Source organism: Burkholderia sp. PU8-34 (assembly GCF_053427725.1).
Window position 1 is genome coordinate 308,220 of sequence record NZ_JBSAXC010000004.1, and the last position, 23,010, is coordinate 331,229.

Annotated in this window: 23 protein-coding genes and 1 pseudogene; 8 read left to right on the forward strand and 16 right to left on the reverse strand. The window is 67.8% G+C overall.

Annotation, left to right across the window (positions count from 1 at the left end; genetic code table 11):
- Positions 1–33 precede the first annotated feature (33 nt).
- The 5 genes from gsiB to ACV22Z_RS12775 all read right to left on the reverse strand — a co-directional run bounded on the left by gsiB (position 34) and on the right by ACV22Z_RS12775 (position 6,192).
- A complete protein-coding gene (gsiB, locus tag ACV22Z_RS12755) occupies positions 34–1,596 on the reverse strand; it encodes a glutathione ABC transporter substrate-binding protein GsiB (RefSeq protein ID WP_448076653.1) in 1,563 nt (520 codons plus the stop codon).
- Positions 1,597–1,724: 128 nt separating this feature from the next.
- Positions 1,725–3,653: a dipeptide ABC transporter ATP-binding protein gene (locus ACV22Z_RS12760; protein WP_448076654.1), complete on the reverse strand. Its 1,929-nt coding sequence runs from the start codon at positions 3,651–3,653 to the stop codon at positions 1,725–1,727.
- Positions 3,654–3,686: 33 nt separating this feature from the next.
- Positions 3,687–4,679 (reverse strand): isoaspartyl peptidase/L-asparaginase family protein, encoded by a 993-nt coding sequence (locus ACV22Z_RS12765; protein ID WP_448076655.1) that lies wholly within the window; start codon positions 4,677–4,679, stop codon positions 3,687–3,689.
- Positions 4,676–5,620, reverse strand: coding sequence for a MurR/RpiR family transcriptional regulator (locus tag ACV22Z_RS12770; protein WP_448076656.1), 945 nt, complete (start codon positions 5,618–5,620; stop codon positions 4,676–4,678). Before ACV22Z_RS12770 ends, ACV22Z_RS12765 begins: the two co-directional genes overlap by 4 nt.
- A gap of 290 nt (positions 5,621–5,910) precedes the next feature.
- On the reverse strand, positions 5,911–6,192 hold the full coding sequence (locus ACV22Z_RS12775) for a hypothetical protein (RefSeq protein WP_448076657.1): 282 nt from the start codon (positions 6,190–6,192) through the stop codon (positions 5,911–5,913).
- A gap of 359 nt (positions 6,193–6,551) precedes the next feature.
- On the opposite strand from ACV22Z_RS12775, the gene ACV22Z_RS12780 reads away from it, so the two are divergent.
- The gene (locus tag ACV22Z_RS12780; RefSeq protein WP_448076898.1) at positions 6,552–6,677 is read left to right on the forward strand and encodes a hypothetical protein; all 126 of its coding nucleotides are present in this window, start codon (positions 6,552–6,554) and stop codon (positions 6,675–6,677) included.
- A 55-nt stretch (positions 6,678–6,732) separates the two neighbouring features.
- Complete coding sequence (locus ACV22Z_RS12785) at positions 6,733–7,047, forward strand: hypothetical protein (RefSeq protein ID WP_448076658.1); 315 nt, start codon at positions 6,733–6,735, stop codon at positions 7,045–7,047.
- A gap of 54 nt (positions 7,048–7,101) precedes the next feature.
- Here ACV22Z_RS12785 and ACV22Z_RS12790 read toward each other — a convergent pair whose 3' ends face one another.
- Positions 7,102–7,944, reverse strand: a complete 843-nt coding sequence (locus ACV22Z_RS12790; RefSeq protein ID WP_448076659.1) for a class I SAM-dependent methyltransferase — start codon at positions 7,942–7,944, stop codon at positions 7,102–7,104.
- A 276-nt stretch (positions 7,945–8,220) separates the two neighbouring features.
- Here ACV22Z_RS12790 and ACV22Z_RS12795 point away from each other — a divergent pair, with 276 nt between their 5' ends.
- The 3 genes from ACV22Z_RS12795 to ACV22Z_RS12805 all read left to right on the forward strand — a co-directional run bounded on the left by ACV22Z_RS12795 (position 8,221) and on the right by ACV22Z_RS12805 (position 11,590).
- Entirely contained in the window at positions 8,221–9,693 is a 1,473-nt protein-coding gene (locus tag ACV22Z_RS12795; RefSeq protein WP_448076660.1) for a metallophosphoesterase family protein, read from the forward strand.
- Entirely contained in the window at positions 9,636–11,216 is a 1,581-nt protein-coding gene (locus tag ACV22Z_RS12800) for a cytochrome-c peroxidase (RefSeq protein WP_448076661.1), read from the forward strand. Before ACV22Z_RS12795 ends, ACV22Z_RS12800 begins: the two co-directional genes overlap by 58 nt.
- A 98-nt stretch (positions 11,217–11,314) precedes the next feature.
- Positions 11,315–11,590, forward strand: a complete 276-nt coding sequence (locus ACV22Z_RS12805; RefSeq protein WP_448076662.1) for a hypothetical protein — start codon at positions 11,315–11,317, stop codon at positions 11,588–11,590.
- Positions 11,591–11,629: 39 nt separating this feature from the next.
- Here ACV22Z_RS12805 and ACV22Z_RS12810 read toward each other — a convergent pair.
- Positions 11,630–12,785: pseudogene (locus ACV22Z_RS12810) on the reverse strand (aminotransferase-like domain-containing protein).
- 202 nt (positions 12,786–12,987) lie between these two features.
- Here ACV22Z_RS12810 and ACV22Z_RS12815 point away from each other — a divergent pair.
- The gene (locus ACV22Z_RS12815) at positions 12,988–13,344 is read left to right on the forward strand and encodes a hypothetical protein (RefSeq protein WP_448076663.1); all 357 of its coding nucleotides are present in this window, start codon (positions 12,988–12,990) and stop codon (positions 13,342–13,344) included.
- A 184-nt stretch (positions 13,345–13,528) separates the two neighbouring features.
- Here the strand turns inward: ACV22Z_RS12815 and ACV22Z_RS12820 are convergent, their stop codons facing one another.
- The 8 genes from ACV22Z_RS12820 to gtdA form a co-directional block, all read right to left on the reverse strand.
- Positions 13,529–13,951 (reverse strand): DUF6691 family protein, encoded by a 423-nt coding sequence (locus ACV22Z_RS12820; protein WP_448076664.1) that lies wholly within the window; start codon positions 13,949–13,951, stop codon positions 13,529–13,531.
- Between the two features lies 1 nt (position 13,952).
- A complete protein-coding gene (locus tag ACV22Z_RS12825; RefSeq protein WP_448076888.1) occupies positions 13,953–14,387 on the reverse strand; it encodes a YeeE/YedE family protein in 435 nt (144 codons plus the stop codon).
- Positions 14,377–14,733: an ArsR/SmtB family transcription factor gene (locus ACV22Z_RS12830; protein ID WP_448076665.1), complete on the reverse strand. Its 357-nt coding sequence runs from the start codon at positions 14,731–14,733 to the stop codon at positions 14,377–14,379. Before ACV22Z_RS12830 ends, ACV22Z_RS12825 begins: the two co-directional genes overlap by 11 nt.
- A gap of 123 nt (positions 14,734–14,856) precedes the next feature.
- Positions 14,857–16,227, reverse strand: coding sequence for an MFS transporter (locus ACV22Z_RS12835; RefSeq protein ID WP_448076666.1), 1,371 nt, complete (start codon positions 16,225–16,227; stop codon positions 14,857–14,859).
- 92 nt (positions 16,228–16,319) lie between these two features.
- Positions 16,320–17,528: a 3-hydroxybenzoate 6-monooxygenase gene (locus ACV22Z_RS12840; protein ID WP_448076667.1), complete on the reverse strand. Its 1,209-nt coding sequence runs from the start codon at positions 17,526–17,528 to the stop codon at positions 16,320–16,322.
- A gap of 213 nt (positions 17,529–17,741) precedes the next feature.
- Complete coding sequence (maiA, locus tag ACV22Z_RS12845) at positions 17,742–18,383, reverse strand: maleylacetoacetate isomerase (RefSeq protein ID WP_448076668.1); 642 nt, start codon at positions 18,381–18,383, stop codon at positions 17,742–17,744.
- A gap of 15 nt (positions 18,384–18,398) precedes the next feature.
- Positions 18,399–19,097 carry a fumarylacetoacetate hydrolase family protein gene (locus ACV22Z_RS12850; protein ID WP_448076669.1) on the reverse strand — a complete coding sequence of 233 codons (699 nt, stop codon included), beginning with the start codon at positions 19,095–19,097 and terminating at the stop codon, positions 18,399–18,401.
- An 85-nt stretch (positions 19,098–19,182) separates the two neighbouring features.
- A complete protein-coding gene (gene gtdA / locus ACV22Z_RS12855; protein WP_448076670.1) occupies positions 19,183–20,229 on the reverse strand; it encodes a gentisate 1,2-dioxygenase in 1,047 nt (348 codons plus the stop codon).
- A 216-nt stretch (positions 20,230–20,445) separates the two neighbouring features.
- On the opposite strand from gtdA, the gene ACV22Z_RS12860 reads away from it, so the two are divergent.
- Positions 20,446–21,390: a LysR substrate-binding domain-containing protein gene (locus tag ACV22Z_RS12860; protein WP_448076671.1), complete on the forward strand. Its 945-nt coding sequence runs from the start codon at positions 20,446–20,448 to the stop codon at positions 21,388–21,390.
- Between the two features lie 98 nt (positions 21,391–21,488).
- On the opposite strand, the gene ACV22Z_RS12865 is transcribed toward ACV22Z_RS12860, so the two are convergent.
- On the reverse strand, positions 21,489–22,130 hold the full coding sequence (locus ACV22Z_RS12865) for an isochorismatase family cysteine hydrolase (protein ID WP_448076672.1): 642 nt from the start codon (positions 22,128–22,130) through the stop codon (positions 21,489–21,491).
- Between the two features lie 150 nt (positions 22,131–22,280).
- Between ACV22Z_RS12865 and ACV22Z_RS12870 the strand changes: the two genes are divergently transcribed.
- Entirely contained in the window at positions 22,281–22,883 is a 603-nt protein-coding gene (locus tag ACV22Z_RS12870) for a winged helix-turn-helix transcriptional regulator (protein WP_448076673.1), read from the forward strand.
- Positions 22,884–23,010: the final 127 nt, after the last annotated feature.

Genomic DNA, 23,010 nt, shown 5'->3' on the forward strand with positions numbered 1-23,010 from the left:
CACGCCGGCGTGCCGCGACGCGCGCGAACGCGCTTACTTCATCGAGATCTCGTCGATGTTGAACGACGCATCCGGCATGATGTACACGCCTTGCAGCCGCTTGCTGCGCGCATAGACGATGTTCTCCTGCACGAGGAAGATCCACGGCGCGTCGGCCCAGATCTTCTTCTGCGCGTCCGTATAGAGCTCGGTCTTCTTCGTGCGGTCGACCGTTTCGAGGGCCTTCGCGAGATCGTCGTCGACGGCCTGGCTCTTGTAGTACGCGGTGTTGAAGAGCTTCGGCGGCATCGACGCCGACGCGAGCAGCGGCGTCAGCGCCCAGTTCGCCTCACCGGTCGACGCGGACCAGCCGATGTAGAACATCCGCACCGGCGCGGTTGCCGGATCCGGCGCGCTCTCGACCTTCGATACGCGTTCGCCCGACTCGAGCGCCAGCACCTGCACCTTCACGCCCACCTGCGCGAGCTGCTGTTGCAGGAACTGGATCACCTTCTGCGACGTCGTGTTGTTGTAGCCGGACCAGAGCGTCGACTCGAAGCCGTTCGGATAGCCGGCTTCCTTCAGCAGCGCGCGCGCCTTCGCCGGATCGTACGGCCACGGGCCCGTCTTCGCCGCGAAATCGACACCCGGCGGCACGACGCCCGTCGTCGGCGTCGCGAAGCCCGAGAACGCGACCTTCGCGAGCGCTTCCTTGTTGATCGCGTAGTTGAGCGCCTGGCGCACCTTCGGATTGTCGAACGGCTTCTGCTGCAGGTTCAGCGACACGTAGCGCACGACGATCGACGGCCGCTCGACCACGTCTAGCTTCGGATTGCCCTTCAGGTCGGGAACCTGCTCGTACGGAATGCGAAACGCCATGTCCGCCTGGCCGGCCTTCATCAGCGCCGCGCGCGTGTTGTTGTCGATCACGGGCTTCCAGTCGATCATGTCGATCTTCGGATAGCCCTTCTTCCAGTAGCCGGCGAACTTCTTCACCTTCATGTCGTCGGTCTGCTTCCACTCGACGAACTCGAACGGCCCGGTGCCGACCGGATGCAGCGCGATGTCATGGCCCCACTTCTTCAGCGCGGCCGGTGAAATCATTACCGCGGACGGGTGCGCGAGCGTGTTGATGATCGCCGAGAACGGCTCGCGCAGCGTGAGCTTCACCGTGTACGGATCGACCACTTCGGTCTTCTCGATCACGCGGAACAGGTTGTAGCGCTTCAGCTTGTTCGCCGGGTCGGTCACACGGTCGAAGTTCGCCTTCACCGCGTCCGCGTTGAAGTCGGTGCCGTCGTGGAACTTCACGCCCTTGCGCAGGTGGATCGTGTAGACCTTTGCGTCCGGCGACGCCTCGTAGCTCGTCGCCAGCACGTTGACGAGCTTCATGTCCTTGTCGAAGCCGAACAGCCCTTCATAGAACGATTTCGCGGCGGCCTGCGACACGGTGTCGTTCGCGTCGTACGGATCCATCGTCGTGAACGTCTGGTCCACCGCGATCACCGCGGTCTGCTGCGCGAACGCGGGCAGCGCGGCCGCCAGCGCGAACGCGCTCGCCCCCGCGGCGATCAGCGTGCGCGGACGGAACATCGGGAACGAAAGCGGTCTGTTCATGTTGCCTGGCTCCTGTGCATGGTTCGGTGACGCGTGGTGGGACTCGCGGAATGACTGCACCCGCTCGGGAAAAAACCGTCTTTGCCTGGCGCGCGCGCAACTGCGATCCATTTCTGTCTCCTTGCGCGTCAGTACGCGCCGCCGACGCGATGCGTCGCGACGAAGTGATCGGGGCCGACCGCGACGAGCGGCGCGACCGCCGGCTCGTCGCCGGCCGCGCGAATCGGGCTCGGGATCTCGTCCGCCGCGAGCTGGCGCGGCGCATGCCGGCGCGCAGGGTCGGCGACGGGCACCGCGCTCATCAGCTTCTTCGTGTATGGATGCTGCGGCGCCTCGAACACCGCGCGGCGCGGGCCGATCTCGACGATCTGGCCGAGATACATCACCGCGACGCGATGGCTGACGCGTTCGACCACCGCCATGTCATGCGAGATGAACAGGTACGCAACGCCCAGCTCGCGCTGCAGGTCGAGCATCAGGTTGACGATCTGCGCCTGCACCGACACGTCGAGCGCGGACACCGATTCGTCGGCGATCACGACTTTCGGGTTCAGCGCAAGCGCGCGCGCGATCGCGATCCGCTGTCGCTGGCCGCCGGAGAATTCGTGCGGATAACGCTGCGCGGCGTCCGCCGGCAGCCCGACCTTGTCGAGCAGCCAGTCGACGCGCGCCTGCGCCGCCGCGCCGCTCGCGACGCCGTGCACGAGCAGCGGCTCCATGATCGAGAAGCCGACCGTGAGGCGCGGGTTCAGCGACGCGAACGGATCCTGGAAGATGAACTGGATATTGCGGCGCAACGTCTGCAGGTCGTGGCCCTTCAGCGCACTGATGTCGCGGCCGTCGAACTCGATCGACCCGCTTTGCGATTCGACGAGGCGCAGCAGCGAGCGGCCGGTCGTCGACTTGCCGCAGCCCGATTCGCCGACGAGCGCGAGCGTCTCGCCCGCGCGCAGTTCGAAGCTGACGCGCTCGACCGCATGCACGTATTGCGACACGCGGCCGAACAGGCCGCTCTTGACCGGGAAGCGCGTGACGAGATCGCGCACGCGCAGGATCGGCGGCGCATCGGGATCGATGCGCGGCTGCGCGGGCACGGCGGCCGCCGCCGCGCCGTTCGCGCTGCCGGCCGGCTCCGTTGCCGCGCCGTCCGCCGCCGCGGGTGCGTCGACCTTCAGCAACGGAAACTTCTCCGGCACGTCGGTACCGTGCATCGAGCCGAGACGCGGCACCGCCGCGAGCAGCGCACGCGTATAACGATGCGCCGGCGCCGCGAAAATCCGCTCCGACTCGCCCTCCTCGACCTTCTCGCCGCGATACATCACGAGCACGCGGTCGGCCACCTCGGCGACCACGCCCATGTCGTGCGTGATGAAGATCACGCCCATGTTCATCTCGTCCTGCAGGCCGCGGATCAGTTGCAGGATCTGCGCCTGGATCGTCACGTCGAGCGCAGTCGTCGGCTCGTCGGCGATCAGCAGCGCCGGCCGGCACGACAGCGCCATCGCGATCATCACGCGCTGCCGCATCCCGCCCGACAGCTGGTGCGGATAGCGCGCGAACACGCGGCGCGCCTCCGGGATGCGCACGAGGTCGAGCAGCCGCAGCGTCTCCGCGCGCGCGTCGGACGCGCTCTTCGACTGATGCAGCGCGATCGCCTCGCTGATCTGGTCGCCGACCGTAAACACCGGGTTGAGCGACGTCATCGGCTCCTGGAAGATCATCGCGATGTCCGCGCCGCGCACGCCGCGCATCGTCGCAGCGCTCGCCTGCGCGAGGTCGAGCTGCGTGCCGTTGCGCCGCCGCAGCGCGATCCGGCCGCTCGTGATCACGCCGCCGCCGTGCTCGACGAGCCGCATCAGCGCGAGCGACGTGACCGATTTGCCGGAGCCCGACTCGCCGACGATCGCGAGCGTCTCGCGGCGATCGACATGGAACGACACCCCGCGCACCGCGTCGAACGTCACGCCTTCGCGGCGAAACGTCACCGACAGGTCGTCCACCGCGATGACGCGCTTTTCGGGCATCGCAAGCGCGGACGGAGTTCGTTTCGAAGTCATGCGTGCGTCTCCTGCATCTGGGGTCGGCCGGAATCAGGCCGCGTCGTCGCGGTAGATCCCGACGACGGGCGCTTCGCCCACGCGGGCAAAGCCGCGGTACATACCTTCGGTGTTGAACGGCATCGCGACGTTGCCGTGCGCGTCGACCGCGATGATCCCGCCGCGCCCCGCGATGCGCGGCAGCTTGTTCATCACGACGTCGTACGCGGCCTCGGCGACCGACACGCCGCGGTACGCGATCTGTGCGGCGACGTCGTGCGCGGTCGCGAGCCGGATGAACATCTCGCCGGTGCCGGTCGACGACACCGCACAGGTCGCGTCGTCCGCATAGCAGCCCGCGCCGATGATCGGCGAATCGCCGACGCGCCCCGGCTGCTTGTTGGTGATGCCGCCCGTCGACGTTGCCGCCGCGACGTGACCGTGCACGTCGCGCGCGACCGCGCCGACCGTGCCGTGCTTGCGGTCCGGGTCGAGCGGCTCGACGGGGCGCGGTTCGCCGTCGCCGAATGCAAACGTCGCGGCGTCGTGATCGAGCAGCATGCCGGCCGCATCGCGCGCCTTCACCCACTGCGCATGGCGCGCTTCGGTATCGAAGTAGCCGGGTTCGACGAGTTCCAGCCCTTGCGCGGCCGCGAACGCGTCGGCGCCCGCGCCCGCGAACAGCACGTGCTCGCTCGCCTCCATCACGCGCCGCGCGGCGAGCACCGGATTGCGCACGCGCGTCGCGCAGCACACCGCGCCGGCGGCGAGCGTCGCGCCGTCCATGATCGCGGCGTCGAGCTCGTGCTTGCCTTCGGCCGTGTACACCGCGCCGTGCCCTGCGTTGAACAGCGGGCAGTCTTCGAGCATCCGCACCGCGACGGTGACCGCGTCAAGCGCGCTGCCGCCGTCGGCCAGCACGGCCTGCGCAGCACGCAGGATCGCGGCCAGCTCCGTGCGGTACTGCAGTTCGGTTTCCGTGTTCATCGCATTGCGCAGGATCGTGCCTGCGCCGCCGTGAATCGCCACGATCGCGGGTGAAGTCATGATTTCCTTGAACGATGGGAGGAAGGGTTCGTCGCCGACAGCGCCGCCTGCGGTTGCGTGAGCCACGGCAGCAGGAATTCGGTCATGTCCGCCGCGGCCTTCGCGGAGCGATGCGTGCGCAGCGCGACCGCGTCGATCAGCGCCTCGATCGTCGCGAGCACGGCCGCTTCCGACGTCGCCGCGAAACGCCGCTTCGCCGTGACGAACAACGACAGCGCGGCGATCGGCACGAGCGGCGAATGCGGGCCGTCCGTTATCGCGAGCACCTGCGCACCGCGCGCGGCCGTGCGGCGGGCCAGTTCGATCGTGTCCTCGACGTAGCGCGGAAAGGCGATCGCGATCACGAGATCGCGCGCGTCGGCCGCGTACAGACGCCGCGCCGCGTGCGACGGGCCGCCGAGCAGCGCGAGCGACTGCACGTTGTCGTGGCAGACCGACAATCCGTGCTCCATCAGCCCGGCGAGAAACGCGCTCGACCCCGCGCCGAGGATCAGCACGCGGCGCGCGGCAACGATCGCCTCGACCGCTGCTTCGACGTTCGACGCGTCGAGATGCGCGCGCGTGTCCTCGATGTTCGCGACCGCCTGGTCGAACACCGCGTCGATCCACGCGGCGCCGCGCACGCCCGCTTCCTGCTCCTGCGCGGAGCGCAGCCGCTCGACGGGCCCCAGCGTCGCCTCGAAACCGCGCACGAGCGCCGCGCGCATCGCCGGATAGCCGTCGAAACCGAGCGCCTTCGCGAAGCGGTTCGCGGTCGCGATCGATGCGTTCACGGCCTGCGCGAGCTCGTCGATCCGCATCGTCGCCGCGCGGAACGGATTGGCCAGCACGTATTCGCCCATCCGGCGGTGAATCGGTGTCAGCGACGGCATTGCCGCCGCGATGCGGGCAGCGATCGCGGGTTCGGCTTGGCAGGTGTCGGGCGATGCGGTGGGCGGCATGTGGATGCGTCGACAGGACCGGTGAAAATCAATTTACACAATCAAAACGTAAGAAAAAATAAATTTTCACTCACCCGAGGGATTTCCCGGGTGCGCCGCCGGCACGCATGGTTCCGACGGCGCATCGCCGGCCGGCGCCCGCGCATCACGCCCACGCTTCCTCACACGGGTTGCGGCGTCGCATCAAACCAAGCGTCGAACATCGCGCAAGTCGAAAAAAAGGGCAGCGAATCGCTGCCCTCAAGATACGTCTGTCTGTTCATTTGAATTCCGGGTTCAACGCACCGGAATCAGAACTTGAAATTGAAATTGAACTTGAAAAACGAGTTGATGAATTTCGAAACGTCGAACCCGGAACTCCCGACGATCAACCCAACGCCGTTGCTGCTCGGACTCGTGGGAGAAACCGGCCGACCGTTGATCGACACGTTGGCGCCCTGGCCAATGCCGATGCCGGTCCCGATGGAAGCACCGCCATTCCCGCCCGTACCGACGTTGCCGCTGATGTCGCCGCCGATCACCAGGCCGGCGCCAGAAATTCGCATTGCTTCGGATACCTTCAATTCACGCATGTTACGCAATCCTCAAATAATGACATGTGTCGGTCTCGTCGATTTCGGTTTCGTCCGTCCGACGACTGCCGCACCCTTGCAATTTAATGGGCTGCCGAAACGAGCGTCAATTGGACAAGTTCGAAATTGACTGCGCCGCGTTGCAAAAAAATCGACCGAATGCAACGCCATTTCATGCCCAAACGCCCGCCTGGTTTCCCTCGCCGCCCGCCAACCTTGCAATTCGTCAGACTGACCTCTGCACGACTCTCGTTGCAGTTCCTCCACCGGGGTACACTCGACGAACCCGCCGCACCGGGGTCCGACGCGCGCTGGCGGGCGGCGTTGCATTTCGTTGCGCCCACAATCCGATGCCGACCATGACAGACTCCCGCCCCTCGCCCCGCACGACGTTCAAGCCGCAGGCCGTCCTGCCGTCGCTCGCGGCCGACGCGCGCACGCACCTGCTGAGCCGCGCGCCCGGACACGCGACGGAGGCGAAATGACGGCGGATTTTCCTTTGACAGACGCGGCCGGTCGCATGCTGCTCGGAGGCGCGCGATGAGCGGCGTGTCGCACGATCTCGTCGGCGACACGATCGCGCTCGGCACCTTCGCGCTGCTGTATCTCGCGGGGCTGGGCCTCGCGCTGTGGCGGATATGGGCGGCCGGGCGGCGCGGCAAGGCCTATTGGTGCATCTGCGCGGTGCTGCTGATCGGCGGCGCCGGCGCGATGTTCACCGGGCAGTCGCCCGAACCGGATTCCGTGGCAATTCCGGGCGGCTTCGCACTCGGCGTCGAAGCGGTGCTCGCCGGGCTCGCGATGGTCACGGCGGGATGTGCGTGGCTGATGCTGCGCGCGCGGCGGGAGCGTTGACGTCTGCTCATTGGCCAGGCCGGATTGCCGCCGGCACATCCGCCGTTTCGTAACTCACTTTCGCGCGCCGATCATCCAGCACGCCGCTTCGAAACGCACTTCGTCGCCGTGTACGTATGGCTCGAACGCGGCGCAGACGGTTTCGACCACACGCACGCGCGTTGCGTCGTCGACCTCTTGCAAAGCGAGGCCGACAGGTCCAAGCCGCGACACATAGTCGCTCAATGCGGACGCGGGCAGCACGCACGACACATCGATCGGCCGGATGTCGACACCAGTCCAGCCGCTCGCGTCGAGGATCGCCGCGATCCGCTCCCGGTCGCCGAATGCAAACTGCCCGGGCGCGCCCGGCTTGCGCTGCGGCAGATTCGGCAGCAGCGGCGCCGCGACCCGCTCGGCGGTCGTCATGAACGGGTTTTCCGCCCCGCTGCGCCACGCGATCACGCACAAGCCTGCGCCGTCGGCCGCCGCACCCCGCAGGTTCGAGAACGCGCGAACCGGATCGTCGAAGAACATCACGCCGAGGCGCGACACGATCAGGTCGAACTGCGCGGCGGCAAACGCATGCGTCTGCACGTCCGCGCGGATGAAGTCGGCGTGCACGCCGTCGCGTTCGGCGCGCGAGCGCGCCGCATCGAGCATCGGCGCCGACACGTCGATCCCGGTGCAGCGGCCATCCGCGCCAAGACGCCGCGCAATGGCCACCGTGACGGCGCCCGTGCCGCAGCCGACATCGAGCACGTGCCGCGCCGACGTGGCGGCGGCCGTTTCGACAAGCGTCTCGGCGAATGGCCGGAACATCGTGTCGAGCGCCGCCTGCGTATCCACCCAGGCGCGGCCCGACGGACCATTCCAGAGTGCGGCCTGCTCGACGTTGGCTGACGGTGTGTGGTTCATGTTCGTTTCCTTGTGTTTGCCCTCGGGAGGCGATTCGCCAGTGTGCGACTTCAAGCCGGCTTGAGGTCAAGCGGTCGCGCGACAAGTCGTGCGATGCGGTACACCGTCATCGGGCAGGCCCTTCCATCGACCCGACTGTACCCACCGCGAAATCCCGCGAGCCGAATCGCGGACAATGCGTCGACGGCGCCCCGCATCGCGACGCACCTGCCGTTTCTTTTTCAAATTTCTTACATTGGCGTTGCGTATGTTGACGCCTTTTCAACGGTGACCATCATGCGACGACTCTCCCTGCGCGCCGTGCCTGCGCGTGTTGCCTCGCTCGCGGCGATCGCAGCCCTCGCGATGCTGTCCGCCTGCTCGAACCACATCGATTCGCCCGCCGACCCGGCCAGCGCCGCGATCAACGTCCAGGCCGCATGGGTCGAAATCGGCGATGCAAACCAGCCGCTTGCCCGCGTGATTACGAACTACACGCCCGCGTCGGCCGGCGACCCGCCGTGCCCGCAGCTCGCCGTCGACGGCAAGGTGTCGCGGATGACGCTGCGCGTGGGTGCCGGCACGGTGCCGCTGCGCCCGACCGCCAGCGACCCGGCCGATTCGAAGCCGTCGAGCTTTCCGGTCTCGGTGTGCGAGGCGACGCTGCCGGCAGGCGCGCAGAGCGCGAGCGTCGCGGGCCGCACGCTGCCGCTGCCGAAGGCGCTGCCGCAGCGCATCGCGATCATCGCCGACACGGGCTGCCGGATGAAGAAGGCCGACAACGCATGGCAGGCGTGCAACGACGCATCGGTATGGCCGTTCGAGACGATCGCCGCAAGCGTCGCGAAGCTGTCGCCGGATCTCGTGCTGCACGTCGGCGACTATCACTACCGCGAGAACGCGTGCCCGCCCGACATCGCCGGCTGCAAGGACAGCCCGTGGGGCTACGGCTGGGATACGTGGCAGGCCGACCTGTTCCGCCCGGCCGCGCCGCTCTTCGCGAAGGCGCCGTGGGTCTTCGTGCGCGGCAACCACGAGGAATGCGCGCGCGGCGGCCAGGGCTGGTTCCGCTTCCTCGATCCGCGCCCCTACAGCGACGCGCGTTCGTGCAACGATCCGGCCAACGACGGCAACGCGAACTATTCGGAACCGTATACGGTATCGCTCGGCGGCGGCTCGCAGGTGATCGTGTTCGACACCGCGAAGGTCGGCCGCACCGCGCTGAAGACGACCGACACGCAATTCCAGATCTATCAGAAGCAGTTCCAGACGGTGGCCGCGCTCGCGTCGAAGGCCGGCATGACGACGACGATCTTCACGAACCACCACCCGATCCTCGCGTTCGCGCCGATCCCGGGCAGCACGCCCGCGCCGGGCAACCTCGCGCTGCAGTCGGTGATGTCGAGCCTCAACGCGCAGGCGTACTACCCGCCCGGCGTGCACGTCGCGCTGCACGGCCACGTGCACGACTTCCAGGCGATCAACTTCGCGTCCGGCCACCCGGCGACGATCGTGTCGGGCAACGGCGGCGACAACCTCGACGTCGCGCTGCCCGACCCGTTCCCGGCCGGTCTCACGCCCGCGCCCGGCGCGGTCATCGACCGGCTGTCGCACAACAACAGCTTCGGTTTCCTGATCATGGAGCGCCGCGCGACGCCCGCGACGGGCTGGGTGTTCCACGCGTATTCGGCCGCCGGCAAGCTGCTCGCGTCATGCAACCAGTCGGGTACGACGCTCGCGTGCGACAAGACGGGGTTCATCGCGCCGTGAGCGGCCTTGTTCGACGGGATGGCCGTGCCGCGCGATCGGCGGGTGGCGTCGGCGCATCGCGCGGCGGCACGGCGGAAGCGAACGCCGCGCGGCGCGAAATCGACCGGTCGGGCATCGCGCATCCCCCGGCCCGCACACCGCACCTCGTGGCTGCCGGGACGCCGAAACCGTATCGCGCCGCCCGCATGATCGGCTCGGTATCGGCTGCAGCCGTGATCGCCGCCGTCACCGCCACCGCCCCGCTTCCGGCCGCCGCAGCCGCGTCCGACACGATCCTGCTGCCCGGCGCGCCGCCTGCGCGCGTCGTCGGCACGATCGGCAACGGCACGCCGCAAGTCACGGCCAAGGTCGATGCGGCGACCGCGCGCTTCGCGCCCGATCCGACGCTCGTCGCGCTCGGCCGCCGGATTTTCTTCGACCCGCGTCTGTCCGAGCCGGGCGGCATGTCGTGCGCGGGCTGCCACGATCCTGGCCGCGCGTTCGCGCCGACGCTGTCCGCGACCGCGCTGGCCGGCCCGGGCGTACCGGAAGGCAGCCGGCCCGGACGCTTCAGCCAGCGCAACGCACCGTCGCTGCTGTACGTACGGTACGTGCCCCGCCGCCACTTCTACCAGGACGACGACGCGCCCGCGCCGTCGCCGTTCGGCGGGCTGTTCAGCGACGGCCGCGCGGACACGCTCGCCGAGCAGATCCGCGGGCCGCTGTTCGATCCGAACGAGATGAACAACCGGTCGCCGGCCGCGCTGCTGCGCAAGATCGATGCGACCGAACTCGCGTCAGCGCTCGCCGCGCGCTTCGGCGACCGTGTGCGGCGCGATCCCGAACTGCTGGTGCGTGCGCTCGGCGCGTCGGTCGAAGCGTATCTGCAGAGCGACGAGATGGCGCCGTTCACGTCCCGCTTCGATGCGTACCTGCGCAGCCGCGCACCGCTCAGCCCGCACGAAATGCGCGGGCTCGCGCTGTTCAAGAATCCGGACAAGGGCAACTGCATGAGTTGCCATACGCTGTCCGACACTTCGAGCCGCCCGGAGCGTTCATTGTTTACCGATTTCGGCTACGACGCGATCGCCGTGCCGCGCAATCGCACACTGCCGGCCAATCGCGACCCGCGCCACTTCGACAACGGCCTGTGCGACACCGCGCGCCGGCTGCGCTGGCCCGAGCCGGACCAGTGGTGCGGCTACCTGCGTACGCCAGGCTTGCGCAATGTCGCCGTGAAGCAGACGTTCATGCACAACGGCGTGTTCGCGTCGCTGCGCGATGCGGTCGCGTTCTACAACACGCGCTCGACCGATCCGCAGCACTGGTATCACGGCGCCACAACGTTCGACGACGTGCCGCCCGTGTACCGCGGCAACATCAACGTCAACTCGACGCCGATGAACCGCCGCCCCGGCACGCCGCCCGCGCTGACCGACGCGGAGATCGACGACATCGTCGCGTTCCTCGGCACGCTGACCGACGCGCGCTACGCCGCAGCCGGCGCCACCGGCGGGGCAGCCGCCCGCGCGCCGGCGCGCTGACCCCTGTCCGAATGGCCAACGGCCGTGCCGTCCGCTTGCTGCCGCCCACAATACTGGTTATATTTACAGTACTGTATTTATGAACAGTGAGGTGCGCGATGGAACATCTGGTCCGGATCGTCAACGACACTGATCGCCAAGTGCTGGCGTGGCTACGCGCCCAGGTCGGCGATGCCCGCGTCGAACGCGCGGCGCGGCAGCTCGGGCACACCCGCAAGCCCTATCCATCCGCCGTGTGTCGATATCTGGGCATGAACCCGCCGGCCACGCTCCTTCATGCGCGCCGGCCGCGGGTCGCGCGCGATTTCTCGGTCGGTGATCGCTACCTGTCGTTGATCCGTCAGCACCTCGCCGCGCACACGGCCGGCCGCTAGCGCGGCGTCAACGGCACAACCGGCGCGACGGCGGGCCGTCTAGGCGCCCGCTGCGTCGCGCACGAGCCGTCCGAGGGTCTCGAATGCCGCTTCGAGCTCGGCATCGAACACGCGCGTACAGCCGAGCCGGATGAACGCATCGAAGCGGTCGGTGTTGGAAAAGATCGCGCCGGGCGCAAGCCAGCACCTTGTTGAATGACGGGCAGTAAATCACGGTGCCGTCGCGGTCCCATGCCTTGGCGGGTTTCACGCACTGCGGCGCCTCGACGAGCTCGCGGTACGGCTCGTCCTCGATCACGGCCACGCCGCGATTCGCGCACAGCGCGACGAGCGCGGCCTTGCTGTCATCGGGCATCACGCTGCCGAGCGGATTCTGCAGGTTCGGCACGACGACGACCGCCTTGATGTCCGGATACGCGGACAGCGCCACTTCGAGCGCCTCGATCGACATCCCGGTCGTCGGGTTCGCGGGGATTTCGAGCGCGCGCAGGCCGAGGCTTTCGAGCAACTGGATGAGCCCGAAGAATGCCGGGGATTCGATCGCGATCGTGTCGCCCGGCCGGGCGACCGCGCGCAGTGCGAGGTTCATCGCGTCGACGCCGCCGCTCGTCGACATCACGTCGTCCGGCGACACCGCCACGCCGAACGACAGTGCGCGCTTCGCCATCGCGTGCCGGAATTCGGCAGAGCCGCCAACGGGCCCGGCGTCGGTCAGCAACGTCGGCTTGTGCCGCAGCTGGCGGATCGCGAGCGCCTGCAGGCGTGCCGTCGGATACAGCGCCGACGACGCCGACGCGCCGCCCAGATTCAGCGCATCGGGCGCGGCATTGCCGCGATCGATCACGCGCGACACGCGCTCGTGCAGCCCGGCGAACGGCGGCTCGACCGACATCGGCGGCGGCGCGTCGCTGTCACGCAGCGTTTCGATTGCGGCCCCCGCCCGGCGACGAACGAAGTAGCCGGACCGTGGCTTCGCGTCGCACCAGCCGGTGTCCTCGAGCCGCCGGAAGGTCTGGATCGCCGTCGACAGGCTGACACCGTGCTGCTCCATCACCGCGCGCACCGACGGCATCCGGTCGCCGGGCGCAAGCGTGCCGGCGGCGATGATGTGGCGGTAATGCTCGGCGAGCCGCTCGTAAAGCGGTTCGCCGAGCATCGGCAGATGCCGGCGGGATTCGTCGTGGGAAGGCGTCATGCGGGCCATCGTGCCTGCGCGGGTGTGCGCGTGCCAGATACAGAACCTGAGAAAACTGACCGATACAGCGGCGCGAATCGCCCATCTGCACCGCAACAGATTCCCGGCCCCTGAATCTGTCGCGCCCGGGCCGGCATCCCTAACCTGTCGGCATGCGATTGTCTCGCACGGCGCGAGGCAGGCAACCGGGAAAGGAATCGCCATGCGAACTCGAAACATCCGGCTCGACGCCGGCCAAAGCCACATCGCGTGGTTCGACAAGGGCAGCCAGGTGATCGTGCTCGACGGCGCGCTCGCCGTCACGCTCAGGCACGGCGGGCTCGACTGGCTGCCGGACGCACCGCACTACGTGCGCAAGGTGCTCGACGCCGGCGACTGCCTGACGATCGAGTCGGCCGGCCTTGCGTCGCTCGCGGCCGCCGGCGCGGGGGCGAGTCATGCGGGGGCCAATGCGGGGGCCGTTGCGGCAATCATGGCGCCGGCGCCCCGCCCCGGATGGCGCGGCGTGATCGATGCGTGGCGTGCACGCGTGCAGCGCTGGCGGGCAGCGGCATCCTGACGCCCGCAACTCGGCGCCTGCCGCTTTCGGCCGGTTATGCGGCCGGTTATGCGGCTGGGTTCGCGGCCGGCATCGCGGCTCGCCTTGCGGCTGACTTAGCCGGCTGGCTTAGCGGCTGACTTAGCCGGCTGGCTTAGCGGCTGGCTTCGCGGCCGGCATTACGGCGAGCCTCACGGCCGGCCCGTCACCGCGCGGCGCGACGCCGTTCGATCCACTCGAACGCGGCCATTCCCGCCAGCATCGCGGCGACGAACCCGATGCCCTTGATCGATCCGAACCCGATCGCCACGATCGCCGGCCCCGGACAGAACCCCGCCAGCCCCCAGCCGACACCGAACGCCGCGCTTCCGGCCACGAGCCGCACGGTAATCCCGCGCGCGGTCGGCAGCTGCATCGGCAGGCCGAGCCATGACCGCGTGCGGCGTTTCGCCCACGCAAACGCAAGCACGCCCACGCCCGTCGCGCCCGCCATCACGAACGCGAGCGACGGATCCCAGCTTCCCGCGACATCGAGAAACCCGAGGACTTTCTGCGGATTGGACATGCCCGACACGACGAGCCCGCCGCCGAACACCAGCCCCGCGAAAAATGCGAACCATGCGGTCATGTCAGCCTCCCAGCACGTGCCGCTGCACGAACACGGTCAGGAACCCGAAGGCCATGAACGTCGCCGTCGCGACCAGCGAGCGCATCGACCCGCGCGACAACCCGCACACGCCGTGGCCGCTCGTGCATCCGCCCGCGTAGCGCGTGCCGATCCCGACCAGCAGGCCAGCCGCGATGACGACGGGCCAGCTCGCGTCGACCTGCGGCATCGCCCCGCTTCCGGCCACGCGCAACCCGACCGGCGCAACGATCAGCCCGGCGACAAACGCCAGCCGCCAGTCGCGCCCGTCCGGGCGGGGTGCAAGCAAGCCGCCGACGATGCCGCTGATCCCGGCCACGCGTCCGTTGAACGCCACGAACCATGCGGCCGCGAGCCCGATCAGCACGCCGCCCGCGAGCGACAGCCACGGCGTGAAATGAGCCATATCAAGCTGCATCTGCATCGCGTTTCCCCTTCGCAGCCGGGCCGCAGAATTGCTCGTAAAGCACCGCCATCACCGCGATCGCGGCCGGACTGTCGAGCGAGTAATGGATATTCTTGCCGTCGCGGCGGGTGCGAACCAGTGTGTGATCCCGCAGCACGCCGAGCTGCTGCGACAGCGTCGGCTGGCGGATGTCGAGCCGCGCCTCGAGATCGCTCACGCAGCGTTCGCCTTGAGACAGCTCGCACAGCAGCAGCAGCCGGTCAGGATTCGACAGGACCTTCAGCAGCGCGCAGGCGGACTCGGCCGCGGCGCGCATCTGCTCGGGAGCGGGAAATGCGGAGGAAGAATCGGAGTTCATCGAGGTCCCTGAACAATCTACTATCTGACATTATATATTTTTATATATCGTTGGCAATCGAGTCCCGCTTCCAGAACGCATCGCGGCCGCCCTGTGTCACGGCAGCCGCCCCCGCCCCGCTCCTCAGGCTTCGTCGCTCACCATCCCGTGCACGATTGCGTCGCTGCCCGAGGCGGTCGCAGCCATCCGCACCGTACCGAGCGCAAACACGGCCATCGCGGCAGCGACGCAAGGCACCGCGACGATCGCGAACGCGGTCGGCAGCGACAGCCCCATCGACAGCATCGCCCCACCGGCCATCGACCCGACGACCGAGCCGCCGCGCCCGATTCCGTTCGCCCAGCTCACGCCCGTGGTCCGGCATTCGGTCGGATAGAACGCCGCGGACAGCGCGTTCGCGCCGACCTGCGACCCGGACACGCAGAAGCCGGCCGCGAACACCGCCAGCGCGGCGCCCCACGGTGTCGCGGCAAGCGTGCCGATCGCCGCGACGAATACGCCGGCCGCCGCGTAGCTGCACGCGAGCACGCGATGCGGATCGAAGCGGTCCATCAGCCAGCCGAGCACGATCGCACCGAGCGTGCCGCCGACCTGGAACATCGCGGTCACGCGCGCGGCCGTCTGCAGCGTCGCGCCGGTCGTGCGCAGCAGCGTCGGCAGCCAGCTCGACAGCAGGTAGATGACGAGCAGGCTCATGAAGAACGTCAGCCACAACAGCAGCGTGCCGCGCAGCAGGTCCGGGCCGAACAGGCGGCCGAGCGGCGACCCCGCAGGCTTCCCGCGCGGCGCGATGAACGATGCGCGCGCGAGCGAATCGTCCGGCGCGATACGCGCGAGCAGTGCCGCGACCTGAGACGCATCCCGGCCCGCGTTGACCAGATAGCGCACCGATTCCGGCAGCCGCCACGCGAGCACCGGCACGAGCAGCAGCGGCGCGGCGCCGCCGACGACGAACACCGCGCGCCAGCCGTCGCGCTCGATCAGCGCCGCGGCCGCGAGCCCGCCCAGCGCGGAGCCGATCGTGAAGCCGCAGAACATCGTCGTCACGAGCAGCGAGCGACGGCGCGCCGGACAGTATTCGGACGTCAGCGTGATCGCGTTCGGCATTGCACCGCCGAGCCCGAGGCCGGTCACGAAGCGCCACGCGATCAGCTCGTGCAGGTTGCCCGCGCCCGCCGACGCGGCGCTTGCGATACCGAAGCAGGCCACGCATGCGAGCAGCAGCCGCTTGCGTCCGAACCGGTCGCCGAACGGGCCGAACACGAGCGCACCGGCCATCAGGCCGGCGAGCCCCGCGCCGAACACCGGCGCGAGCTGCGCCGGCGACAGATTCCATTCGGCGCGGATGACCGGCGCGATGAAGCCGATCGATGCGGTGTCGAAGCCGTCGATCGCAACGATCAGAAAGCACAGCACGACGATCGTGGCCTGGAACGGCGAAATGCGCTGCCGGTCGATCCAGCCGGTCACGTCGATGGATGGCGTAACGGCCATGATGGTGTCTCCTCCATGTGGGCGGGCGCCTGTCGTGACATGTCGTGGCATGTCGTGTCTTGGGTACGCGCGCCGCCGGGTTGAGTGTCAGGTCACGCGGCAGCCTTCAGGCAATCCTCGGCACGCCAGCCGTGCAGCCATTCGAGCGCGTCGTAGAACCGGTCCTGCGTGCGTCCGACCCACAGCGCATTGCGCACCTGCCGCTCGACGCCCTTCGCGTGATAGATCCGGCCCATCTCGCGCGCCGAATACAGCACGCGTGCGGTGCGCGGAATCCGCACGCGTTCGTACAGCGCGAACGCCGCTTCGAAATCGCCGTCGGTCTCCTTCACGGCCGCGCCGAGCGTCACCGCATCCTCGAGCGCCTGGCACGCGCCCTGCGCGAGGTACTGCGTCATCGGATGCGCGGCATCGCCGAGCACCGTCGCGCGGCCGACGCTCCAGCGCTCGACCGGATCGCGATCGGCGGTCGCCCAGCGCTTCCACGACGTCGGCCGGTCGAGCATCTGGTGTGGCAGCGGATGAATGCCGTCGAAGTACGACAGCACTTCCGCCTTGCTGCCTTCGCGCACGCCCCACTCCTCCTGCTCGCGGCTGTGGAACGTGACGACGAGGTTGTACTGGCGCCCGCCGCGCAACGGATAGTGGACGAGATGGCAATGCGGGCCGGCCCAGACGACCGGCGCGTTGATCTGCAGGTCCTTCGGCATGTTCTCGACGTCGACCACCGCGCGGTAGACGACGTGCCCCGTCACGTGATGCGCATCGCCGACCAGCGCCTGCCGGATCACCGATTTCACGCCGTCGCAGCCGATTACGGCGTCCGCGCGATAGCGCTCGCCGCGCTGGTCGGTGACGGTCACGCCTTGCGCATCCTGCTCGAACGCGCACACCTGCGTATCGGTGCGGAACTGGATCAGCGGATGATCCTTGACCGCCTCGTAGATCGACAGGTGGATGTCCGCGCGGTGAATCACCGCATACGGATTGCCGAAGCGCGCGCGATACGCGGCGCCCGTGTCGATGCGGACGATCTCCTTCGCATCGATCGCATCCATCAGTTGCAGATGGTCGGTGAACACCGCGCGGCTGCGCGCCGTTTCGCCGACGCCCAGCGCGTCGAGCGCGTTGAACGCGTTCGCGGCGAGCTGGATGCCCGCGCCGATCTCGCCGATCTGCGCGGCCTGCTCCAGCAGCTTCACGTGGATGCCCTGGCGCGCGAGCGCGAGCGCGGTCGCGAGCCCGCCGATGCCGCCGCCGATCACGAGCACGCGCCGGCCCGTTGTCTGTGTTTCGTTCATGTCTGTCTCCAATTTCGGCCTGAGCTGGCGCGTCAGCACTTGCTCCGGGCCCTTGCTTCGCGGTCGGCGTGGACCAGCGCTTCAGCGCTTGCTCCCGCCCTTGCTTCACGGTCGGCCGGATTTAGCGCTTCAGCGCTTGCTTCCGCCCTTGCTTCGCGGTCGGCCGGATTTAGCGCTTCAGCGCTTGCTCCGGCCCCATGCCTTGCGTCTGCATCAAGCGATGTAGTCGGGTTGCCGCTGCGGTTGCGCAGCGTCGAATGCGGGATGCCGCAGCGCATGCTCGACCACCGCGAGACTGCGCGGATAGGCGCCGAGGTCGCAGTCCATCCGCAGCGCGTTCGCGACCTGCGGCACGAGACACACGTCGGCGAGCGTCGGTGTGTCGCCGAAGCACCACGGGCCGCTGTCCGCGCGTTCGAGCAAGCGCTCGACGCCCGCCATCCCTTCCGCGATCCAGTGGCGATACCACGCGGTCTTCTGCTGCGGTGTGACCTTCAGCTCGCTGTCCAGATAGCGCAGCACGCGCAGGTTGTTGACCGGGTGGATGTCGCACGCGATCAGCATCGCGAGTTCCAGCACGCGCGCGCGCCGCTGCGGCTCGAGCGGAATCAGCCGCGGCTCCGGATGAAGCTGGTCGAGATAGTCGAGGATCGCGAGCGACTGGCCGAGCCGGAATTCGCCGTAAACGAGCGCCGGCACCGACGCCGATGCATTCACGTTTGCGACGTAGTCCGGCGCGCGCTGCTCGCCGACGCGGATGTTGACGGGCAGCGTGTCGTACGCGAGGCCCTTCAACGCGAGCGCGATACGCACCCGATACGACGTCGAGCTGTTGAAGAAGCTGTGCAGCTGCATGATGCGTCCCTCGCGTCAGACCACGCGCGCGGTCAGTTCGCCGAGACGCTCGACGCCAACCTGCATCACGTCGCCCGAGCGCACCGCGCCGACGCCTTCCGGCGTGCCGGTGAAGATCACGTCGCCCGGCTCGAGGCGGAAGAACTTCGACAGGTCGGCGACCGTCTCCGCGACCGACCAGATCAGGTGCGACACGTCGCTCTTCTGCTTTGTCTCGCCGTTCACGGTCAGCCACAGGCCGCCCTGCTCGAAGTGACCGACGGCGCTCGCCGGATGCACGGGCCCGATCGGCGCGGACCGGTCGAACGCCTTGCCGATTTCCCACGGCCGGCCCATCTCGCGCATCTTCATCTGCAGGTCGCGCCGCGTCATGTCGAGGCCGACCGCGTAGCCCCATACGTGTTCCAGTGCCTGCTCGACCGGGATGTCCGAACCGCCTTTGCCGATTACCGCGACGAGTTCGGCCTCGTAGTGGTAGTTCTGCGTCTGCGACGGATACGCAAGGTCGAGCGTCTCGCCATAGGCGACCGGCACGACCGAGTCGGCCGGCTTGCAGAAGAAGAACGGCGGCTCGCGATCGGGATCGAAGCCCATTTCGCGCGCATGGGCGGCGTAGTTGCGGCCGACGCAGTAGACGCGGCGCACCGCGAATTGCGCGTCGCTGCCGGCGACGGAGAGTGCGATCGGTGCTTCGGGCGGAAAGACGAAAGACATGATGGATACGGCTCCAGCAGGATGAACAGGATCGCGCGCCGGGTTGAAGGCGCGCGGGAAGAAGGGAATCGGAATGCCGGCGGCGTCAGTCGCGCGCTTCGCGCAACAGGTTCAGCGCTGACAGTACGGGCCGGTCGGAATAGCTGAACAGCACGCAGTCCGATTGCGCGGCCAGCCGCACCGGCGCCCACGACGGCGCGACGAAGATGTCGTGCGGCTCGAACGCGAACGTCTCGTTGCCGACGTGCGCGGTGCCGCGGCCTTCGACGACGCAGTAGATCGTCGCGTCGGTGCTGCGGTACGTGCGGCCGTCGAAGCCGGCCGGCAGGAACTGCATGAAGGTCGCGATGGTCGGCATCGGCCAGCCGCCCGTCGCCGGGTTCACGTAGCGCAGCTTCACGCCGTCCCATGCATCGAGCTCGCCGTTGCGGTACAGCGCGTCGAGCGCTTCGCGGGTGCGCGCGTACGGATAGCTGAAGACCGGCGACGTCGGGTCGGTCACGCGGTGCCGCACCGGCAGCATGTTGTGGCCGAAGCGCGCGAAGCTGTCGCCTTCCGGACGCTCGACCGGCTGCGTCGCTTCCGGATAGTTCTCCGCGAAGCCCGCGTCGAGGCTCGCGACGAGCGGAATGTCGAGGCCGTCGAGCCACACGACGGGCTCGCCGCCTTCCTCCACGGAAGGATTGCCGTGGTCGTGCCACGTCCACGACGGCGTGATGATGAAATCGCCCGGATGCATCGTCGTGCGCTCGCCGTTCACCGCGGTCCACGCGCCCTTGCCCTCGACGATGAAGCGCAGCGCCGACTGCGTATGGCGGTGGCTCGGCGCGATCTCGCCGGGCAGGATCAGCTGCAGGCCCGCATAAAGGCTCGGCGTCATGCTCGACTTGCCCGCCAGCCCGGGGTTCTCGAGCACCAGCACGCGGCGCACCGCCTCTTCCGCGCTGATCACGTCCCCCGCCTGCATCACGAGGTCGCGCACCTGCGCATATTTCCAGATCGCCGGCAGCGCGGCCGGCTGCGGCGTCTTCGGCACGAGGTTGTGCAGCGATTCCCACAGCGGCGTCAGGCGCTGCTCGGCAATCCGTGCGTAATAGGCAACCCGCGAGGCGTCCGGGGCTTGTCTGGACATGGTGTCTCCTATCGGCCCGAGTAGGCGCTTCAGCGCTGACTCGGGTCCCATACAAAGTTTGATTCGGCCGACGGGGATCGGCGCTACGGTCACATCTCGGTCGTTGTCATCGACCCGTTAGAAGATTTATATGCGACGCAGATATACCTCGTAAAATGGCAAAATCATCTAATTCATACTTTTTTAGATATACCTTGGCGATACGAGGGGTGGGCAATGGACTGGACTAACCGGCTGCGGCTGCGCCATCTGCAGGTGCTGCTGAGCCTTGCAAGCACCGGCAACCTGAGCCAGTCGGCGGCTGCGCTCGCGACGACGCAGCCGGCGCTGTCGAAATGGCTGAAGGAGCTGGAGGAAGACATCGGGCTGCCGCTGTTCGAGCGGCATGCGCGCGGGTTGCGACCCACGCGTTACGGCGAAGCACTGATCGAACACGCGCGGCGGATCGAAGCGCATCTCGACGTCGCGCGCGACGACATGGAAGCGCTGCGCGAAGGCGGCAGCGGCCTCGTGGCGATCGGCACGTCGGGGGTCGCCGCTGCGGACACGGTGCCGCTCGCGGTCTCGCAGTTGCTGAAGCGGATGCCGCGCGCACAGGTGCGGCTGACCGAAAGCACGATGCTCCAGCTGATGCCTCAGCTGGCGCGCGGCGAGCTCGACATCGTCGTCGGCCGGTCCGGCCCCGAGCCCGCCGATCCGCAGTTGCGGGCGGAAACGCTGTACGTGGAACCGATCGATTTCGTCGCGCGGCCCGATCATCCGCTGGCCGGCGCGACGGCGCTCGGCTGGGACGACGTGCTCGCGTATTCATGGATCGTCTGGCCGCCCGGCACGCCGGTCGCCAACGCCCTCGAAGCCGCGCTGGCGGCGGCCGGTCGCACGCTGCCGCCGCACTGCGTCGAATCGAATTCGTCGATCCTCAATCTCACGCTGCTGAACAACACCGACCTGCTCGGCGTCGCGTCGCATCGCGCCGCCGGGCGCTTCGCGCAGCTCAACGCGATCCGGATCCTGCCGATGCAGCTCGAGGGCTTCGGGTCGGTGTCGATGTACTGGCACCCGGACAGTGCGAATCGCGCGGCCGTGGCGGCGGCGATCGAATGCCTGCGGGCCTGTGCGGCGCCGCGGGCTGGCGGGTGGGAGAAGATGCGGGAAGCGTGACTGGCGCGTCGAGCGTGTGCTGGCAACAGACGTCGATGCGTCTGCCGGGTTGGGCGATTCCTCGCTACCGGCACCGCCGAACATCGGACATGTGATTGTCAGGCCGAGAGCTTCGCGACGATCTCGTCAGTCGACACGATTCCGCATGCGTAAGCCGGCATGTTGAACTTCAGCGAGGCCTCCATTTCGGCTTGACCGAAGCTGCCTATCGCATCTTTCACCAGCGTGACTTCATAGCCGAGTTCGGCCGCAAATCGAACGGTGGATTCGATGCATGTGTTGGCGCGCATGCCGATCACGATCACTTTGCGCAGGCCGTGCTTCTTCAGCTGCAGGTCAAGATCCGTATTGGCGAACCCGCTCGAGAGCCAATGTTCTTGTGCAACGACATCGCCGGGGCGCGGTTCGAAATCGGGGTGAAAACTTCCGCCCCAAGTCCCGTCGGCGAATACCTGTCCCTTGTCGGCGGCAGCCCCAATGGGGGGTATCGTCTTCCAGTGGTTGTGCCGATCGCATTCCCGCCAACGATGGTGGGGCGCGATCAAAACTTGCACGCCGGCCGCTCGCGCAGCAGCGAGAACCTGCCGCATATGCTCGACGACATTGTTAGCCTTGAGGGTCGACCGGGAGAGTTCGTAGAGCTTGCCCCCCTCCGACAGGAAGTCGTTGTAGGGATCGACGATGAGTAGCCCCGTCAGTTCAGGCTCATACGTCAACTCGGAGGTGGACTGGTTTGCCATTTCGATCGTCCCTCAGGTGTCTCTGGTTGGTGACTACAATATTTGAAGTCACATGGTTTGTAAAGGCCGAATGCCACCACGGACGAATCCCGGCGATCTTGGTTCGCAGAGCGGACTGGTTCAGAATGGCGGGTCACGTGAGAGACACAAATGAAACAACAGAACACCAGCGAGACGCTCTGCCCCCTCGCTCGTGCGGCCGCCATCATTGCGGATCGTTGGACAATCCTGATCCTGCGCGAGTTGAGAATGGGGAATGATCGCTTCGACGGCCTCCAGGCGCAGACAGGGATGTCGCCCAATTTGCTGACCCGTCGCCTGCAAACAATGGAGGAGAACGGGCTCATTGAACGAAAGCTCTATCAGGAACGGCCCAAACGGTACGCATACTGCGTCACCGACAAGACGCGCGAGCTTGACGGAGTGATGCTGAGCCTCCGCTTGTGGGGGATGCGGCACTGCGGGTTCGATCCGGACGCTGAAGGTGCCGTGACGATGAAGCATCGTCGAACCGGCGCGCCCATCGACGCCGACTGGCAACCCGAAGAAGTGGATCTGCCTTTCACCTTCAGTCAGGTCGACACGCGGATCAATCCGGCGTGGGCGGCCGAACGCGCTTCACGTGCTGAAGCATTTGCGGAAGAGCGTCGTATTCAGGTCTCCAGGCGCTCGTCACAAAAGAGGCGTGCAGATGCGGAGCCAGCGGCCGCAAAAGCAAAACGTGCGCCGCGAAAGCACAAGGCCGTTCCCTGACCTTTGCCGGGACCGCGCAGGAACCCACGTCGTCACGGCCGACTGGAATGGTCTGCGGCATACCGAGGGCTGCCGCCCGAGCGTGGCGAATCGCTCGCCGGTCACCCTGCGCAAAAAACCGAGGCGC

Excerpts from the sequence above, each read along its gene's own strand:
- gsiB (WP_448076653.1), bottom strand. The coding sequence starts at position 1,596 with ATGAACAGACCGCTTTCGTTCCCGATGTTCCGTCCGCGCACGCTGATC.
- ACV22Z_RS12760 (WP_448076654.1), bottom strand. The coding sequence starts at position 3,653 with ATGACTTCGAAACGAACTCCGTCCGCGCTTGCGATGCCCGAAAAGCGC.
- ACV22Z_RS12765 (WP_448076655.1), bottom strand. The coding sequence starts at position 4,679 with ATGACTTCACCCGCGATCGTGGCGATTCACGGCGGCGCAGGCACGATC.
- ACV22Z_RS12770 (WP_448076656.1), bottom strand. The coding sequence starts at position 5,620 with ATGCCGCCCACCGCATCGCCCGACACCTGCCAAGCCGAACCCGCGATC.
- ACV22Z_RS12775 (WP_448076657.1), bottom strand. The coding sequence starts at position 6,192 with ATGCGTGAATTGAAGGTATCCGAAGCAATGCGAATTTCTGGCGCCGGC.
- ACV22Z_RS12780 (WP_448076898.1), top strand. The coding sequence starts at position 6,552 with ATGACAGACTCCCGCCCCTCGCCCCGCACGACGTTCAAGCCGCAGGCC.
- ACV22Z_RS12785 (WP_448076658.1), top strand. The coding sequence starts at position 6,733 with ATGAGCGGCGTGTCGCACGATCTCGTCGGCGACACGATCGCGCTCGGC.
- ACV22Z_RS12790 (WP_448076659.1), bottom strand. The coding sequence starts at position 7,944 with ATGAACCACACACCGTCAGCCAACGTCGAGCAGGCCGCACTCTGGAAT.
- ACV22Z_RS12795 (WP_448076660.1), top strand. The coding sequence starts at position 8,221 with ATGCGACGACTCTCCCTGCGCGCCGTGCCTGCGCGTGTTGCCTCGCTC.
- ACV22Z_RS12800 (WP_448076661.1), top strand. The coding sequence starts at position 9,636 with ATGCAACCAGTCGGGTACGACGCTCGCGTGCGACAAGACGGGGTTCAT.
- ACV22Z_RS12805 (WP_448076662.1), top strand. The coding sequence starts at position 11,315 with ATGGAACATCTGGTCCGGATCGTCAACGACACTGATCGCCAAGTGCTG.
- ACV22Z_RS12815 (WP_448076663.1), top strand. The coding sequence starts at position 12,988 with ATGCGAACTCGAAACATCCGGCTCGACGCCGGCCAAAGCCACATCGCG.
- ACV22Z_RS12820 (WP_448076664.1), bottom strand. The coding sequence starts at position 13,951 with ATGACCGCATGGTTCGCATTTTTCGCGGGGCTGGTGTTCGGCGGCGGG.
- ACV22Z_RS12825 (WP_448076888.1), bottom strand. The coding sequence starts at position 14,387 with ATGCAGCTTGATATGGCTCATTTCACGCCGTGGCTGTCGCTCGCGGGC.
- ACV22Z_RS12830 (WP_448076665.1), bottom strand. The coding sequence starts at position 14,733 with ATGAACTCCGATTCTTCCTCCGCATTTCCCGCTCCCGAGCAGATGCGC.
- ACV22Z_RS12835 (WP_448076666.1), bottom strand. The coding sequence starts at position 16,227 with ATGGCCGTTACGCCATCCATCGACGTGACCGGCTGGATCGACCGGCAG.
- ACV22Z_RS12840 (WP_448076667.1), bottom strand. The coding sequence starts at position 17,528 with ATGAACGAAACACAGACAACGGGCCGGCGCGTGCTCGTGATCGGCGGC.
- maiA (WP_448076668.1), bottom strand. The coding sequence starts at position 18,383 with ATGCAGCTGCACAGCTTCTTCAACAGCTCGACGTCGTATCGGGTGCGT.
- ACV22Z_RS12850 (WP_448076669.1), bottom strand. The coding sequence starts at position 19,097 with ATGTCTTTCGTCTTTCCGCCCGAAGCACCGATCGCACTCTCCGTCGCC.
- gtdA (WP_448076670.1), bottom strand. The coding sequence starts at position 20,229 with ATGTCCAGACAAGCCCCGGACGCCTCGCGGGTTGCCTATTACGCACGG.
- ACV22Z_RS12860 (WP_448076671.1), top strand. The coding sequence starts at position 20,446 with ATGGACTGGACTAACCGGCTGCGGCTGCGCCATCTGCAGGTGCTGCTG.
- ACV22Z_RS12865 (WP_448076672.1), bottom strand. The coding sequence starts at position 22,130 with ATGGCAAACCAGTCCACCTCCGAGTTGACGTATGAGCCTGAACTGACG.
- ACV22Z_RS12870 (WP_448076673.1), top strand. The coding sequence starts at position 22,281 with ATGAAACAACAGAACACCAGCGAGACGCTCTGCCCCCTCGCTCGTGCG.